A 14,003-nucleotide genomic window follows, 5' to 3' on the forward strand; every position below is an offset into this window, starting at 1 on the left:
ATTCATTTGGGAAAAGTATTCAAATCAGTTGAGGAAATTCAGTTTGATGAAGTCCGTTTCGTAGATGCTCGCTTTGATTTACAAAAGAAAGAGGCAGGTAGCAAAACATTTGAAGAAGGACATGCACCAGGAGCAATTTATATCGATCTAGAGCAAGATTTATCTGATATGGGATCCAGCGATGGTCGCCATCCCATGCCGAATAAGGAAAAGCTATCAGCAGTATTTCAAGGATTGGGATTAAACTATGAGGATCAAATTGTCGTTTACGACCAAGGAGCTGCTCCATTTGCCCCACGTGCTTGGTGGATGCTGAATTATGCAGGCTTTCCGAATGTCGTAATTGTGAATGGTGGCGCACCGGCTCTTGAGGAGAAAATACCTTTCACAAAAGACATTATCAAATATCCACCAACTACAATCGAATTTGTTTGGCGAGATGAACTATATGCTCCACGTGAAGCTGTGAAAGCTATTGTAGATGGAGAAGTCGATGCTACGTTATTAGATGCACGTGCCGCAGCTCGCTATCGTGGTGAGATGGAGCCTCTTGATAAGGTAGCAGGGCATATTCCAACTGCGAAAAACTTTGACTGGGAGCAGTTAAAGTCAGACGGTCATTTACAAGCGAATGATGCGTTACGTAGCAAGGTTACTCGTGATGAGCACGTTGTGGTATACTGCGGAAGCGGTGTTACAGCATCACCATTGTATGCAGTGCTAGCAGATGAAGGCTACGAAAATATTCAACTGTATGTAGGTAGCTATAGTGACTGGATTACACAATATGATGTTGAAAAAGGGACAAATGAATAAAAGATTATAGAAGAAACGCTCACTTTGGTGGGCGTTTTTTGCTTTTATTGGAGTGGAAAAGGTGGAAAGAAGAGCGGAGGTGATGGATAGAAATTGGAGCGACGGAAAGAAAGGCTGAAGTGATGGAAAGAAAGGTAGAAGCGACGGAAAGAAAGGCAAGAGCGACGGAAAGAAGAGCGGAGGTGACGGATAGAAATCAGAGCGACGGAATGAAAAGCCAAAGCCGTGGATAGAACCATCAAAAAGATGGATAGGCCCGCCAAAATCGTGGATAGAACCGTCAAAAAGATGGATAGCCCCACCCAAATCGTGGATAGAACCGTCAAAAAGATGGATAGGCCCGCCAAAATCGTGGATAGAACCATCAAAGTCGTGGATAGCCCCGCCCAAATCGTGGATAGAACCGTCAAAAAGATGGATAGGCCCGCCCAAATCGTGGATAGAACCGTCAAAAAGAAGGATAGCTCCGCCTAAATCGTGGATAGAACCGTCAAAAAGAAGGATAGCTCCGCCCAAATCGTGGATAGAACCGTCAAAATGAAGGATAGCTCCATCCAAACCGTGGATAGCCCCACCAAAGCGAAATTATACTAACGAACCGAGTTTTCATGTATTAATGAAATGACTGAATATTCATTTTATGCTAAACTCTTTTTACAAAGGGGGAGAAAGGATGTTTGAACGAGAGAAAAGTATAGAAATTCAACAGAATCGTGATGTGCAATGTGCTCATGGGAAAGTGGCGGTTCAGGGTATTGGCATGAGTGTTTTTAGCTTTTTTGTAGATGGGTTATTAATTGATACAGGCTCATACTCACTTTCTCAGGAGTTCCAATCTTTTTTTAAAGAATTACCGATTGAACAATTGGCGCTCACTCATTCTCATGAGGATCATTCGGGAAATGCGGCATGGATTCAGCAACATACGGGTGTACCTATCTATGTTCACTGTGATTCAGTGAGCCTTTGCGCAAAGGATGGGGAGTATCCATTTTATCGACAGGCATTATGGGGTGAGCGACCGGCGTTTATAGCTCAACCGCTTGGCGATACGTTACAAACGAATTCAGCTACTTGGGATGTTATTGAAACGCCAGGGCATACGACAGATCATGTATCATTTTATAATCGGGAAACGGGTGCTATGTTTACAGGCGATTTGTATATACAAACGAAAACTAAGGTTGTCCTTGATGAAGAAAATATCGTACATACCTTAGCGTCTTTGAAAAAAATAGCAAACTATGATTTTGAGGTAGTATATTGTTGTCATGCAGGCTTTATAGCGGATGGTCGAGCGAAAATACAAGAAAAAATTGCTTATTTAGAAGAGATGGAGGCGAATATAAGGCAACTGTTTCATAAAGGTTATTCGGTAGAGGAAATGACAAAATCAATCTTTTCTCGAGAATACCCGATTACAAAAGTATCAGGGGAACAATGGTCTTCCAAGCATATTATCACCGCATTTATAAATCAGTTTACGCAAGAGTCCTTGAAATAAGGGCTCTTTTTTGTTGATTAACGTGACACTGCTAAGGAATGAATATAATAAAAAACTTTGTGAAAAAATGTGGAGAAAATGTGACGAAACTAGATAGAGTAATGGATGCGCTTACATAAGTTTGTGAAAAAATTCTCATTTACATAAGAAAAATACTATGTGAAAAGTTGAGCAGGTTTAATGCCGGTATTTATACATTTATTGAAAGGCTAATAGTTGTAAATTTTATATTGAAATAATTGATTGTGAAGGGGATAACAAGACGATAAATAGGAATGAACGATTAAAAATGGCGCTATTTCGAAGACGAAATATAATTGACAGAAAATTCGTTGACTTTACTTTCACAAAGTATTATGATTCTGGAATATATAATAAATTGAAAAGAAAAGGATGGGATTGAATGGACATTATGAAAAAGGCTTTAGAAATGCACGAGTATTATACTGGGAAATTAGAGGTGATTTCTAAAGTACCTGTGCAAGATTCATATGATCTAAGTCTTGCGTATTCTCCGGGGGTAGCTGCGCCTTGCGTAGAGATTGAAAGAAATCCATCGCTTGTTTACGACTATACAATGAAGGGAAATATGGTGGCTGTTGTTTCAGATGGTACAGCGGTATTGGGATTAGGAGATATCGGTCCGAAGGCGGCATTACCGGTAATGGAGGGGAAGGCGATTTTATTAAAGCGCTTTGCCAATGTTGATGCTTTTCCTATTTGCTTAGATACGAAGAGTACGGATGAAATCGTCAGCATTGTGAAGGCACTTGCTCCAACTTTTGGTGCTGTAAACTTAGAGGATATTTCAGCACCAAGATGCTTTGAAATTGAAGATCGTCTGCGCCAAGAATGTGATATTCCTGTATTTCATGATGATCAGCATGGGACAGCGATTGTAGTAGGTGCAGGGATGATTAATGCCAATCGTATTGTGAAGAAAGATGTGGCAACGATGAAGGTTGTGATTAATGGTGCAGGAGCAGCGGGTATTGCTATTTTGCGTATTCTTGTGCAAATGGGCTATAAAAATATTTTTATGTGTGATACAAAGGGACTCATCTATGAAGGCCGCGCTGAAGGTATGAATCCGATTAAAGAAACGGTTGCCCATTTAACAAATCCAGAAAAAATACATGGTACATTGGAGGATGCCATTAAAGGTTCTGACGCCTTTATCGGCGTATCGGTTGCCAATTTATTAACAGAAGCACATATTGCTTCAATGAATGAAGATCCGGTCGTGTTTGCACTTGCGAATCCAAATCCTGAAATTACGTATGATAACGCCAAGGCATGGGGAGTGCGTGTTATGGGGACAGGACGCTCGGATTATCCGAACCAAATTAACAATGTACTCGCTTTCCCTGGTATTTTCCGAGGGGCATTGGATGTTCGAGCGACAGATATTAATGAAGCGATGAAGATAGCGGCAGTGGAAGCGATAGCGGCTCTTGTTAGTGATGAGGAATTAACCGAAGAATATATTGTACCTAAATCATTAGATGAGCGGGTTGTTGAAATTGTTTCGCAAGCTGTAAGTGGTGCAGCTGTTGAGTCAGGTGTGTCGGAGCTCTTCCAACAAAATACAGTGCTTTCAGTTTAACATTTACGTATACAGGTGAACCTAAAAAAGCTCCCACTCTCATAGAGAGGGGAGGTTTTTTTACATCATTCCGATAAAAATGCCGAAAATGAAAAATAGAACAATAATAAGAATAATGAATAGTATACCGAAAATAATGGTTGGAATTAAGAGCGTTAAGAAGGCCATCCAATTTGGAATTTGATGTGCTTCGGCAACAATTCCTACTGTAATAACGAGGGACCAAATTACAACCACAAGGGTTAATAAAAGTGCTGGCCAAATAACCCAAGGATAAGTTCCAGCGAAGTCAGAATTCATTAAAGACTCAGGTGATGTAAATAACCAAATTAAATAAAAAGGAATAAGTACTATAAATGGGATAGAAGTTAAACTTAGCCCTTTGAATAAGTGTGAGTACGTACCTGTTCCTTTAAAAAGTTTACCGAACAGCCAAGTGACTAGTGCAGAAAAAGCCGTACCAATTAGCCCTAAAATCGGTGCTGCAATAACACAAAAAATGACGATAAACCAAGGAGACACGTCTGACAAAAATGTGCTATCAATAAGGTCTGTAAGTGTAACGCCAATATAACCAATTGACATGAGAAGAATCGCAAAACCTATTGATTTTTCTTCAATCATGTAACGGGTTGTTTTCTTTGGATGCAACCAAATAGACAAAAATGGATTAACCTTTGGCCTTTCTTGTGATGATTCATTATAGTTATCCATCAAATTACCTCCAAAATAATAGGATAAATTTATGCGTATAATGAGTATACGGAATGACCTAGTGAAAAGTTTCAAAAGAAATCATTTTATTAACAAAAAGAGCCGCAAAAAAGCGACTCTTTTGATTACTCGTAACTAGTCTTACATAGCATATTAATAGAATGGTTTTTTTATTCAGCTAACATAATTTTTTCAAGCTCTAATGGTTCTATGTATTGTTCACCTTTGTAAGCGCGCATATTACCACCTGAAATTTCATCTATTAATAAAATTTCATTTGTTTGAGCATCACGGCCAAATTCTAATTTAATATCGTAAAGAGTTAACCCTTTTTTGGCAAGTTCTGCAGCAACAAATTTAGCAATTTCAATTGTACGTTGTTTTAAAATTGCATATTCTTCGTGTGTTAACAGGTCTAACATTGCTAAAGCATCTTCAGAAATAGGAGGATCTAGTCGATCATCATCTTTGATGGTAACTTCTACGAAAGAATCTAAGTCTTGACCTTCTTTCACGTAAGCACCATAGCGACGTAGGAAAGAACCTACTGCCTTGAAGCGGCAAATGACCTCTAACCCTTTACCGAAAACAGTTGCAGGTTTTACCGTCATTGTTGCATCGTTGAAGTTTGCATCAACATAGTGAGTAGGAACACCTTGTTCGTTTAGTTTTGAGTAGAAATAAGAAGTTAAGCGAAGACCAGCCAAACCAGCACCGTCGATTGTTAATCCAATAGTATTAGCACCTGGGTCGAATACGCCGTTTTCACCAGTTACATCATCTTTAAATTTTAATAAGTAATGACCATCTTCTAACTTGAACACATTTTTCGTTTTACCTGTATACAATAATTCCACAAAAAACCCTCCAATATGTTGTAGTACTCCAATATTATAACACGAATGTTTTGATTATTTAATAGTAAAATCGTTCGTTTTAATGTAAATTTCAAGCGTATTTCAACGCTTTTTTTATTAAAAAATAAGATGATAACGAATATTCGTTATCATCTTAGGGTGAGGTAAAGTTATTAATATACGCCTTCAGCAAGCATACCATCAGCAACTTTTACGAAGCCAGCGATGTTCGCGCCAACTACAAGGTTCCCAGGGTAACCATATTTTTCAGCAGCCGCTTTACTATCTGCGTAAATATTTTTCATAATTTCGTGTAATTTAGCATCTACTTTTTCAAATGACCAGAATACGCGACTTGAATCTTGCGCCATTTCAAGAGCAGATACAGCAACACCTCCGGCATTAGCCGCTTTTGCAGGACCAAATAATACGCCAGCATTTAAAAATTCATTAATTGCTTCTAAGTCTGATGGCATGTTTGCACCTTCACCAATAGCTTTTACGCCGTTTTCAATTAAAGTACGAGCCGAATCGCCATTGATTTCATTTTGAGTAGCACATGGAAGCGCGATGTCACAAGGAATCGTCCAGATACCTGTGCAGCCTTCTTTAAATGTAGCATTTGGACGATAGTTTAAATAAGTGGAGATACGATCGCCTTTTACTTCTTTAATTTCTTTAATTGCATCAAGGTCTAAACCTTCTGGATCGTAAATATAGCCTGAAGAGTCAGAGCAAGCAACAACTTTTGCACCATAGGATTGTGCTTTTTCAATTGCATATGTTGAAACGTTACCAGAACCAGAAACTACAACTGTTTTACCCTCGAAAGAATCGTTGGCATCTTTTAGCATTTCATTTACAAAATAAACAGTACCATAACCAGTTGCCTCTTTACGGGCTAAAGAACCACCATAGCCAGGAATTTTTCCAGTTAATACACCAGATTCACTTGCTTTTGTTATGCGCTTATATTGGCCCCATAAATAGCCAACTTCACGAGCGCCTACACCAATATCACCTGCTGGAACATCGACATCAGGACCAATATGGCGGTATAATTCAGTCATGAACGCTTGACAGAAACGCATGATTTCTGAATCTGACTTACCTTTAGGGTCGAAGTTTGAGCCGCCTTTACCACCACCGATTGGTTGGCCAGTTAAAGCATTTTTAAAAATTTGTTCAAAGCCTAAGAATTTGATAATGGATTCATTTACGGAAGGGTGGAAGCGAAGGCCGCCTTTGTATGGCCCCATTACGTTATTGTATTGTACACGGTAACCACGGTTTACTTGAACTTGATTGTTATCATCTTGCCAAGCAACACGGAAGGAAATGATTCGATCTGGCTCAACGATACGAGATAAGATATTGGCTTCTATATATTCAGGGTGTTGTGCAAATACAGGCACTAATGAAATAAAAATTTCTTCAGCTGCTTGTAAGAACTCTGCTTGATAGCTATTTTGGTTTTTTAGTTGCTCAAATACGCCATCAACGTATTCTTTTGCTAATTGTTCGTTGCTTACAGTTAAAGTTGTCATAGTAAAAAACCTCCAGTAAGTTGATAGGTGTATCGTATATCTATTTTTCACACTATTCAATAAAATACTTTTTTTAACAGTCTTAAGTTTGTGAAAAATTTAACAAACGGGGGCGAAGGTTTGTTATATTAAAATAATAATAATGTGATTGATCTATCTAATTATGAGAAAGGAATGATGCTTTATTGTGAAGGTTTTAATTGACGCTGATGCTTGTCCAGTCGTGGATTTAGCACTATCTATATCATCTGAGTTTGAGATTGAAACAATCTTGTTTTGCGATACATCCCACCGTGTTGAACGTGATAATGTAATAACAATTACTGTTCCTAAGGGACCAGATTCGGTTGATTTTACGCTAGTGAATGCGCTTTCAAAGCATGATATTGTCATTACACAGGATTACGGATTAGCAGCAATGGTTTTGGCAAGAGGTGGTTATCCAATCGATCAAAATGGAAGAGAGATGTCCGATGAAAATATCGAACGTTTGCTCGATATGCGCCATGTTGGACAAAAAATTAGACGTGCAGGTGGACGTACGAGAGGGCCTAAAAAACGAACACAAGAAAACAATATTTCGTTCGAATTGAAATTTCGACAAATTTGTGAACGAGCAATTTTAGCTAAAAAAGTGGAGGAATCTAAAGGTGAAAAATGAACTTAAACACGAACTATTTAATCGATTTCCGAGATTAGAAGAGCTAGCGAATCATGAAACTGTGCTATGGGAAAATACAAATCGAAAAAAAGGGGGGGAAACCAATCTTTTTTCAATGGAAGAGGTTGAGGAAGCAGAAGAAACACTTAAACGTTTTTCTTCCTATTTGATTATTGCATTTCCTGAGCTTTTGGAAAGTAAAGGACTTATTGAATCATCTATAAAAGACATAGCTTTGATAAAGAAAGCTCTTGAAAAGGAATTTGACGTTTTCATACCAGGTCAATTGATCTTAAAATGTGATCATACTTTGCCAATTTCAGGCTCTATTAAAGCTCGTGGGGGTATTTTTGAAGTATTAAGGCATGCAGAGCGCCTTGCCATCGCTAGTGGCAAACTAACAAAAGAGGACAATTATGCTGTATTGGCAACAGATGATTTTCAGTCATTCTTCCAGCAATACACAATTGCCGTAGGTTCTACAGGTAATTTAGGATTAAGTATCGGCATTATGGGCAAAAAACTCGGCTTTAATGTCGTTGTACATATGTCGAGTGATGCAAAAGAGTGGAAAAAAGCATTGTTGCGTGAAAAAGGTGCGACAGTTATTGAATATGAAGCAGATTATAGCGTTGCTGTGGAACAAGGGCGTCGAGAAGCTGAACTTGACCCTATGTGCCATTTCATTGATGATGAGAATTCGAAGGACTTATTTGCTGGCTATGCAGTGGCGGCGAAGCGTTTAAAAGTACAGTTTGAAAAGACGAATATTACAGTGGATCAAGCCCATCCATTGTTCGTGTATTTGCCGTGTGGTGTAGGTGGTGGACCAGGCGGTGTTGCATACGGTATACGTGAAATTTTTGGAGAACATGCCCATGTTTTCTTCGCTGAGCCCGTAGCTTCTCCTTGTATGACAATGGGCTTGATGACGGGTTTACATGACGCCATCAGTGTAGAAGATATTGGTCTTGATAATAAAACAGAAGCAGATGGCCTTGCTGTTGGTCGCGCTTCTAAGTTTGTTGGGAAAGTAATGGAAACTTATATTAGTGGCTGCTACACGGTAAAAGATGAGCAATTATTTAAATCGCTTGCATTAGCGATGGAAGTAGAAGGTTTATTTTTAGAGCCATCTGCACATGCAGGGATGTTCGGACCAATTCAGTTAATGAAAAAAGGACAAAGTTATTTAGAAAAGCATGATTTAGTTAATAAGATGGAGCAAGCTACCCATCTTATTTGGGCAACAGGTGGAAGTATGGTGCCGGTGGAAATGCGTGAGGAATACATGACAAAGGTAGTGTAAGTAGCAAGGATTGATGATTAAAATATTTAATAAGAAAACGCAAGAATGCGATCGGAATCAACATTCTTGCGTTTATTACTTTTAAACAATTGATTTGAAATTATTAAAAGTGTATTTGCTCATTGAGAGTTATTTATATAAATAGTCCAACGCTTGATAATCTTGCTGATAGCGTCCACCGTCCGCTACTTCAGCGTGATATAGAGCTTTTAAAGCATAATTTTTTTGTAAATCCATTTCGGCCATTAATTCTTTTAGGCGATCATGTAATTCACGGTTTTCTTTCACAAGTTGCTGCATTTGTGGTTTAAAATATTTCATTCTGTCTAACTCCTCATTTTATAACGTGCTTATAAGTATAACACTTTTAGCTTTTGAAAATGCACTCATATTCATAATTCTAGCTTTAAAAGATTATTCAGTCGCTGCCATGAAATATTGGCCTAAATTGCAATTTTACTTAGGTGTATCGTTCTCTTACGCAGTCCAACTTTTTCAAATCAGCCAGTAGGGGAGAGGGCTTCATTTGAAGTTAAGGTTATCCGATATTAAGAATGAAGAGCGCGTGCCATGACATCTAAATAATTCTGACTAGCTCGTTGACTTACTTCTGCATCTGGCACAAAGACTTCAAAGCAATGGAAGCTACCAGGGTAGAGTTGGAATTCAACATCTACTCCTGCTTGGGCAAGACGAGTCACGTAATCAATGGTTTCATCTCGAAATAAATCGAGTTGACCTATACATGTATAAGTTGAAGGTAATCCTGCTAAGTTATCTGCTCTTGAAGGGACCGCATACGGAGATAGCTCATGGGTGTCCTTTTCCTCACCTAAGTACATACCCCAAGCGGTCAAATTATTAGTTCTATTCCATGTTGCATGGTCCTCAGTAATCTCATAGCTGGAAGGTGTTTCATTTCGGTTATCAAGCATTGGATACAGTAGCATCTGGAATATAATTGAAGGTCCTCCTTTATCGCGAGCCAATAATGCTAGAGCTGCTGTTAGTCCTCCGCCACCACTTGCGCCTGCAATCGCCACCCGTTTGACATCGATGCCGAGGGATGGTGCCTCGGTTGTCATCCATACTAACCCTGTATAACAATCTTCTATAGCCGCCGGGTAGGGATGCTCAGGAGCAAGTCGATAATCAACCGAAACGACAACGCAATTAGCAGTCTGAACAAAGCGTTCACATAAAATATCATCCATATCAGGGTGTCCCATAACGAAACCACCGCCATGAATCCAAAGCATCGCTGGAAGTTGATTAATATTTCGTTCAACTGGTTCATAAATTTTAACCAACATCTCGTCTCCATCCCCTCTGGGAATCATACGGTTTGATGTGTGGACAAGTTCTGACTTCTCCGAAGGTGGGGTGGACAAGAGACTTCGACTCCACTCTAAATCTTTCTCCAACCGAAAGCCTGGAAATTGGGAGTAAGCCTGTCTTAATTCTGGCAAGACTCGATTATTGATCGACATATAATTTCCTCCTGTTAAATAATGATATCTTAAAGAAATGGATGTCCTTCTAGTGCTATTTTCGCCTCCCAGTTGGCAACTTCCTCACGTACACGAGGAGCAACTTTTGTTCCGAGCAATTCTATAGCTTGCATAACTTGATCATGTGGCATTGTACTTAATGGTACGTACAGCATAAAACGTGTAATCCCTACGTGTTTACGAAGATGGATGATTTTTTCAGCAACTGTATCTTCATCACCTACATATAACGCACCTTCGAAACTTCGTGCAGCATCATAGCTAGAGCGATCATAATATCGCCAACCCCGTTCTTTGCCCAATTTATTCATACCTGCCTTTGTTGATGGGAAAAACGTATCCGCTGCCCATTCAGTATTCGGGCCAACAAAACCTATCGAATGAGATCCAACCTGAAGTTTTGATAGATCATGCCCTGCTTGAGCGGCTGCCTTTTTATAGAGCTGTACGATAGGTGCAAACTGCATTGGATTGCCACCGATGATTGCTAGCATAAGTGGTAATCCTAAAAGTCCAGCACGGATGGCAGATTGTTGATTTCCTCCGCTACCAACCCATATTGGTAAGGAGTTTTGAACGGGTCTTGGATACACACCTAAATTATTGATTGCTGGTCGATGTCTACCTTCCCATACTACTTTTTCTGACTCGCGAATTTTGAGGAGTAAGTCCAAATGTTCCTCAAATAGTTCATCATAATCATTTAAATTGTAGCCAAACAAGGGGAAGGATTCGATAAAGGAACCACGACCTGCCATAATCTCAGCACGCCCATTCGATAGTCCATCTAATGTGGAAAAATCCTGAAAGACACGTACAGGATCAGCTGAAGATAGAACTGTTACCGCACTTGTAAGCCGAATCTTTTTTGTTTGTGGAGCTGCAGCAGATAGCACCATTGCTGGAGAGGATGCAGCATAATCTTCTCGATGGTGCTCGCCAACACCAAACACATCCAGCCCCACTTGATCTGCAAGAATGATTTCTTCAACCACTTCACGCAAACGTTGTGCATGACTAATCACTTCACCACTATGAACATCTGGTTTTGTTTCTACAAAAGAGGTAATTCCTATTTCCATTTGTTATCTCTCCTAGTCAAATCTAATATTTTGTAAACCGTTTAGTCGTAACCCAAAAAATTAGAGCAATTGCACTGATTAAAGCTCCGAGGAAACAAACCCCTTCCCAACCAAAGTGTGCATACATCTGTGTAGAAGCAAATGAGCCGCCAGCACTGCCGATGGAATAAAACATCATATATCCCGCGGTAAGTCGACTCCGTGCCTCTGTACGTAATGGAAGAATCATCGTCTGATTAGTGACATGTACTGCCTGTACGGCCAAATCAAGCAACACAATACCTACAATTAATGCCAATAACGACTGTTCTAGATAGTCGATAAACAACCATGAAATGAGTAATAGAATTAAAGCAATACCTGTCGTTCTTTGTCCGTAACCTCGATCGGCCAGTTTCCCAGCCTGTGCTGCAGCTAGTGCACCAGCCACTCCAACGAGACCAAATGCGCCAATTACACTATGTGAAAGAGCGAATGGTGGCGCACTAAGTGGCAGAACAAGTGAAGTCCACAAAATACTGAAATCAGCAAAAATTAGCATGGCTAAAACTGAGCGGATGCGTAATGTTCTTTCTTGCATAAACAGAGTGAAAACGGATTTAATTAGCTGATGATAGGGGAGTGATTTTACTTCACGCTCCACCTTTGGTAACACCTTCAGAAACATACAAACCATTACAAACATGAGGGCGGCAGAGACTAGATAGACGGAACGCCATCCTGTAAGGTCTGTTAATAGACCAGCAAAGGTTCGAGCGAGAAGAATGCCAATGACGATCCCGCTTGTAACAATACCAACAACACGTCCGCGTTCTGTAGGGGAGGCCATAGTTGCTGCAAACGCCACAAGTGTCTGCGTCACAACTGCAAGTAGACCAACTAAGGCCATACCTGTAAAAAGTACCACGCTAAAAGAAGCGGTACTAACTATAACCAAAGCCGTTGTGGATAATAGCATCTGTCCGATAATCAAGCGTCGCTGGTTTAGTAAATCTCCAAGAGGCACTAGAAATAATAAGCCCAACCCATAAAAGATCTGCGTGATGGTAATTACAACACCTATTGTCGAGTGATCAATATTAAATTCATTAGACAATTGATCAAGTAACGGCTGTGCGAAATAAATATTGGCGACAGACATTCCACAGGCTGTAGCGAATAATAAAGTTACAGTTCTAGACATAGAGGGTTGTAGAATCATCACAGAAGCATCCACTTCTGGCCTCAGATCATTGTCCATACCCTATCCTCCATTCAATATTGGATTTTAATTATAACATACCGTTCGGTACAATATAATTATTGGTAAATATATCTTAGTGCTGTTTATAATGTCAAGTGTTTATTTAAAATTATTTTACTCCGTATTTACCTAACACAATGAAAATTGACAATAAAAGCAGCTGATTATACAATATTTACATACTGTTTGGTATTTAAAAATTTAAAGTGACAAACTCACTAACTCTTAAACAATGGAGGTGGATTTTTTATGGCAAGAACCCGTGAATTTGATGAGGAAAAAGTTTTAGAGGCTGCCATGCAGTTATTTTGGGAGAAGGGCTATGAAGCTACTTCTTTAAGTGATCTCACTGCTAGAATGGGGATTCAACGTCCGAGTATATATTCAACGTTTGGTGATAAAAAAGAACTATTCGAAGCAGCACTTCGTAGATATACGACATCTCGTGCAGCTGATATACGAGCTAGACTTCAAGGTCATACCTCTGTAAAACAGACATTTGCTATTTTTTTTGAAGAAGTGATTGCTGCTGAATATACGAAAGATCTTAGTAACGGCTGTTTTTGCATCAATACAATGGTTGAACTAGCTCCTCATGATGAGAGATTTGAAATCTTAACGAGAGAACATCAACTTTATTTAGCAGTCATTTTTCAGGAGACAATTGAACGAGGAATCCAATCAGGTGAATTAGAGGAAGGCACGGATGCAAAGTCTATAGCACAGGCTCTAATCGTAGCGTTAATTGGATTAACGGTCATGATGAAATCTCAACCACAAAAATCATTTGTTGACAATGCAATCGCAACAACTCTCACATTACTTAAATAAATTTTGTAAACTATTACGAATAAAATTAAATGGTACATGTAGAGGCTGAGACAAAATAAATTTCTGAAATAGCCGTGAATATTCGAAAATATAAGACAAGGTGGCAAAGCCTTGTCTGCCTCTTTCAAAAATAATAAAAAAAGTGAAATCGACGACGTGATTTCACTTTTTTTATTCCTTCTCGAGACTAATTATGTCCCAGCCTCAATATAAAAAGCTGTAACGAAAAATTTGTTTCGGGCCCATTGAAACTAGAGGGATTAAATTTATGAAATTAACTCAAATAAATAAACAAACCTCCAAATCCATATATAGATTTGGA

14 protein-coding genes are annotated in these 14,003 nt (G+C 39.2%); 6 read left to right on the plus strand and 8 right to left on the minus strand.

Annotation, left to right across the window (positions count from 1 at the left end):
- Positions 1-6: 6 nt before the first annotated feature.
- Complete coding sequence (locus B1B04_RS03990; protein WP_079560037.1) at positions 7-816, plus strand: sulfurtransferase; 810 nt, start codon at positions 7-9, stop codon at positions 814-816.
- On the opposite strand, the gene B1B04_RS25290 is transcribed toward B1B04_RS03990, so the two are convergent.
- Positions 721-1,374, minus strand: a complete 654-nt coding sequence (locus B1B04_RS25290) for a hypothetical protein (RefSeq protein WP_139376939.1) — start codon at positions 1,372-1,374, stop codon at positions 721-723. The two genes, B1B04_RS03990 and B1B04_RS25290, sit on opposite strands and share 96 nt — an antisense overlap.
- Before the next feature lie 115 nt (positions 1,375-1,489).
- On the opposite strand from B1B04_RS25290, the gene B1B04_RS04000 reads away from it, so the two are divergent.
- On the plus strand, positions 1,490-2,320 hold the full coding sequence (locus B1B04_RS04000; protein WP_079560039.1) for an MBL fold metallo-hydrolase: 831 nt from the start codon (positions 1,490-1,492) through the stop codon (positions 2,318-2,320).
- A 403-nt stretch (positions 2,321-2,723) separates the two neighbouring features.
- Positions 2,724-3,926: an NAD(P)-dependent malic enzyme gene (locus B1B04_RS04005; protein WP_079560040.1), complete on the plus strand. Its 1,203-nt coding sequence runs from the start codon at positions 2,724-2,726 to the stop codon at positions 3,924-3,926.
- 60 nt (positions 3,927-3,986) lie between these two features.
- Here B1B04_RS04005 and B1B04_RS04010 read toward each other — a convergent pair whose 3' ends face one another.
- The 3 genes from B1B04_RS04010 to gdhA all read right to left on the minus strand — a co-directional run bounded on the left by B1B04_RS04010 (position 3,987) and on the right by gdhA (position 7,044).
- Positions 3,987-4,640 (minus strand): Yip1 family protein, encoded by a 654-nt coding sequence (locus B1B04_RS04010; protein ID WP_079560041.1) that lies wholly within the window; start codon positions 4,638-4,640, stop codon positions 3,987-3,989.
- 170 nt (positions 4,641-4,810) lie between these two features.
- Complete coding sequence (locus tag B1B04_RS04015) at positions 4,811-5,497, minus strand: phosphoribosylaminoimidazolesuccinocarboxamide synthase (RefSeq protein WP_079560042.1); 687 nt, start codon at positions 5,495-5,497, stop codon at positions 4,811-4,813.
- Positions 5,498-5,670: 173 nt separating this feature from the next.
- Positions 5,671-7,044, minus strand: coding sequence for an NADP-specific glutamate dehydrogenase (gene gdhA, locus B1B04_RS04020; protein ID WP_079560043.1), 1,374 nt, complete (start codon positions 7,042-7,044; stop codon positions 5,671-5,673).
- Between the two features lie 187 nt (positions 7,045-7,231).
- On the opposite strand from gdhA, the gene B1B04_RS04025 reads away from it, so the two are divergent.
- Positions 7,232-7,705, plus strand: coding sequence for a YaiI/YqxD family protein (locus B1B04_RS04025; RefSeq protein WP_079560044.1), 474 nt, complete (start codon positions 7,232-7,234; stop codon positions 7,703-7,705).
- Positions 7,695-9,014, plus strand: a complete 1,320-nt coding sequence (locus B1B04_RS04030) for a D-serine ammonia-lyase (protein WP_079560045.1) — start codon at positions 7,695-7,697, stop codon at positions 9,012-9,014. The genes B1B04_RS04025 and B1B04_RS04030 overlap by 11 nt, the downstream gene beginning before the upstream one ends.
- A 129-nt stretch (positions 9,015-9,143) precedes the next feature.
- Here the strand turns inward: B1B04_RS04030 and B1B04_RS04035 are convergent, their stop codons facing one another.
- The 4 genes from B1B04_RS04035 to B1B04_RS04050 all read right to left on the minus strand — a co-directional run bounded on the left by B1B04_RS04035 (position 9,144) and on the right by B1B04_RS04050 (position 12,847).
- The gene (locus B1B04_RS04035; protein ID WP_053482024.1) at positions 9,144-9,335 is read right to left on the minus strand and encodes a hypothetical protein; all 192 of its coding nucleotides are present in this window, start codon (positions 9,333-9,335) and stop codon (positions 9,144-9,146) included.
- 227 nt (positions 9,336-9,562) lie between these two features.
- Positions 9,563-10,504: an alpha/beta hydrolase gene (locus tag B1B04_RS04040; RefSeq protein WP_079560046.1), complete on the minus strand. Its 942-nt coding sequence runs from the start codon at positions 10,502-10,504 to the stop codon at positions 9,563-9,565.
- Between the two features lie 29 nt (positions 10,505-10,533).
- The gene (locus B1B04_RS04045) at positions 10,534-11,607 is read right to left on the minus strand and encodes an LLM class flavin-dependent oxidoreductase (RefSeq protein WP_079560047.1); all 1,074 of its coding nucleotides are present in this window, start codon (positions 11,605-11,607) and stop codon (positions 10,534-10,536) included.
- Between the two features lie 22 nt (positions 11,608-11,629).
- Positions 11,630-12,847 (minus strand): MFS transporter, encoded by a 1,218-nt coding sequence (locus tag B1B04_RS04050; protein ID WP_079560048.1) that lies wholly within the window; start codon positions 12,845-12,847, stop codon positions 11,630-11,632.
- Between the two features lie 252 nt (positions 12,848-13,099).
- Here B1B04_RS04050 and B1B04_RS04055 point away from each other — a divergent pair, with 252 nt between their 5' ends.
- On the plus strand, positions 13,100-13,681 hold the full coding sequence (locus tag B1B04_RS04055; protein WP_079560049.1) for a TetR/AcrR family transcriptional regulator: 582 nt from the start codon (positions 13,100-13,102) through the stop codon (positions 13,679-13,681).
- Positions 13,682-14,003 lie beyond the last annotated feature (322 nt).

The organism is Lysinibacillus sp. KCTC 33748, assembly GCF_002237755.1.
Taxonomy (GTDB): Bacteria; Bacillota; Bacilli; order Bacillales_A; family Planococcaceae; genus Lysinibacillus.

Coding starts and splice junctions, on each gene's coding strand:
- B1B04_RS04000 (WP_079560039.1), top strand. CDS start 1,490: ATGTTTGAACGAGAGAAAAGTATAGAAATTCAACAGAATCGTGATGTG.
- B1B04_RS04005 (WP_079560040.1), top strand. CDS start 2,724: ATGGACATTATGAAAAAGGCTTTAGAAATGCACGAGTATTATACTGGG.
- B1B04_RS04010 (WP_079560041.1), bottom strand. CDS start 4,640: ATGGATAACTATAATGAATCATCACAAGAAAGGCCAAAGGTTAATCCA.
- gdhA (WP_079560043.1), bottom strand. CDS start 7,044: ATGACAACTTTAACTGTAAGCAACGAACAATTAGCAAAAGAATACGTT.
- B1B04_RS04035 (WP_053482024.1), bottom strand. CDS start 9,335: ATGAAATATTTTAAACCACAAATGCAGCAACTTGTGAAAGAAAACCGT.
- B1B04_RS04040 (WP_079560046.1), bottom strand. CDS start 10,504: ATGTCGATCAATAATCGAGTCTTGCCAGAATTAAGACAGGCTTACTCC.
- B1B04_RS04045 (WP_079560047.1), bottom strand. CDS start 11,607: ATGGAAATAGGAATTACCTCTTTTGTAGAAACAAAACCAGATGTTCAT.
- B1B04_RS04050 (WP_079560048.1), bottom strand. CDS start 12,847: ATGGACAATGATCTGAGGCCAGAAGTGGATGCTTCTGTGATGATTCTA.
- B1B04_RS04055 (WP_079560049.1), top strand. CDS start 13,100: ATGGCAAGAACCCGTGAATTTGATGAGGAAAAAGTTTTAGAGGCTGCC.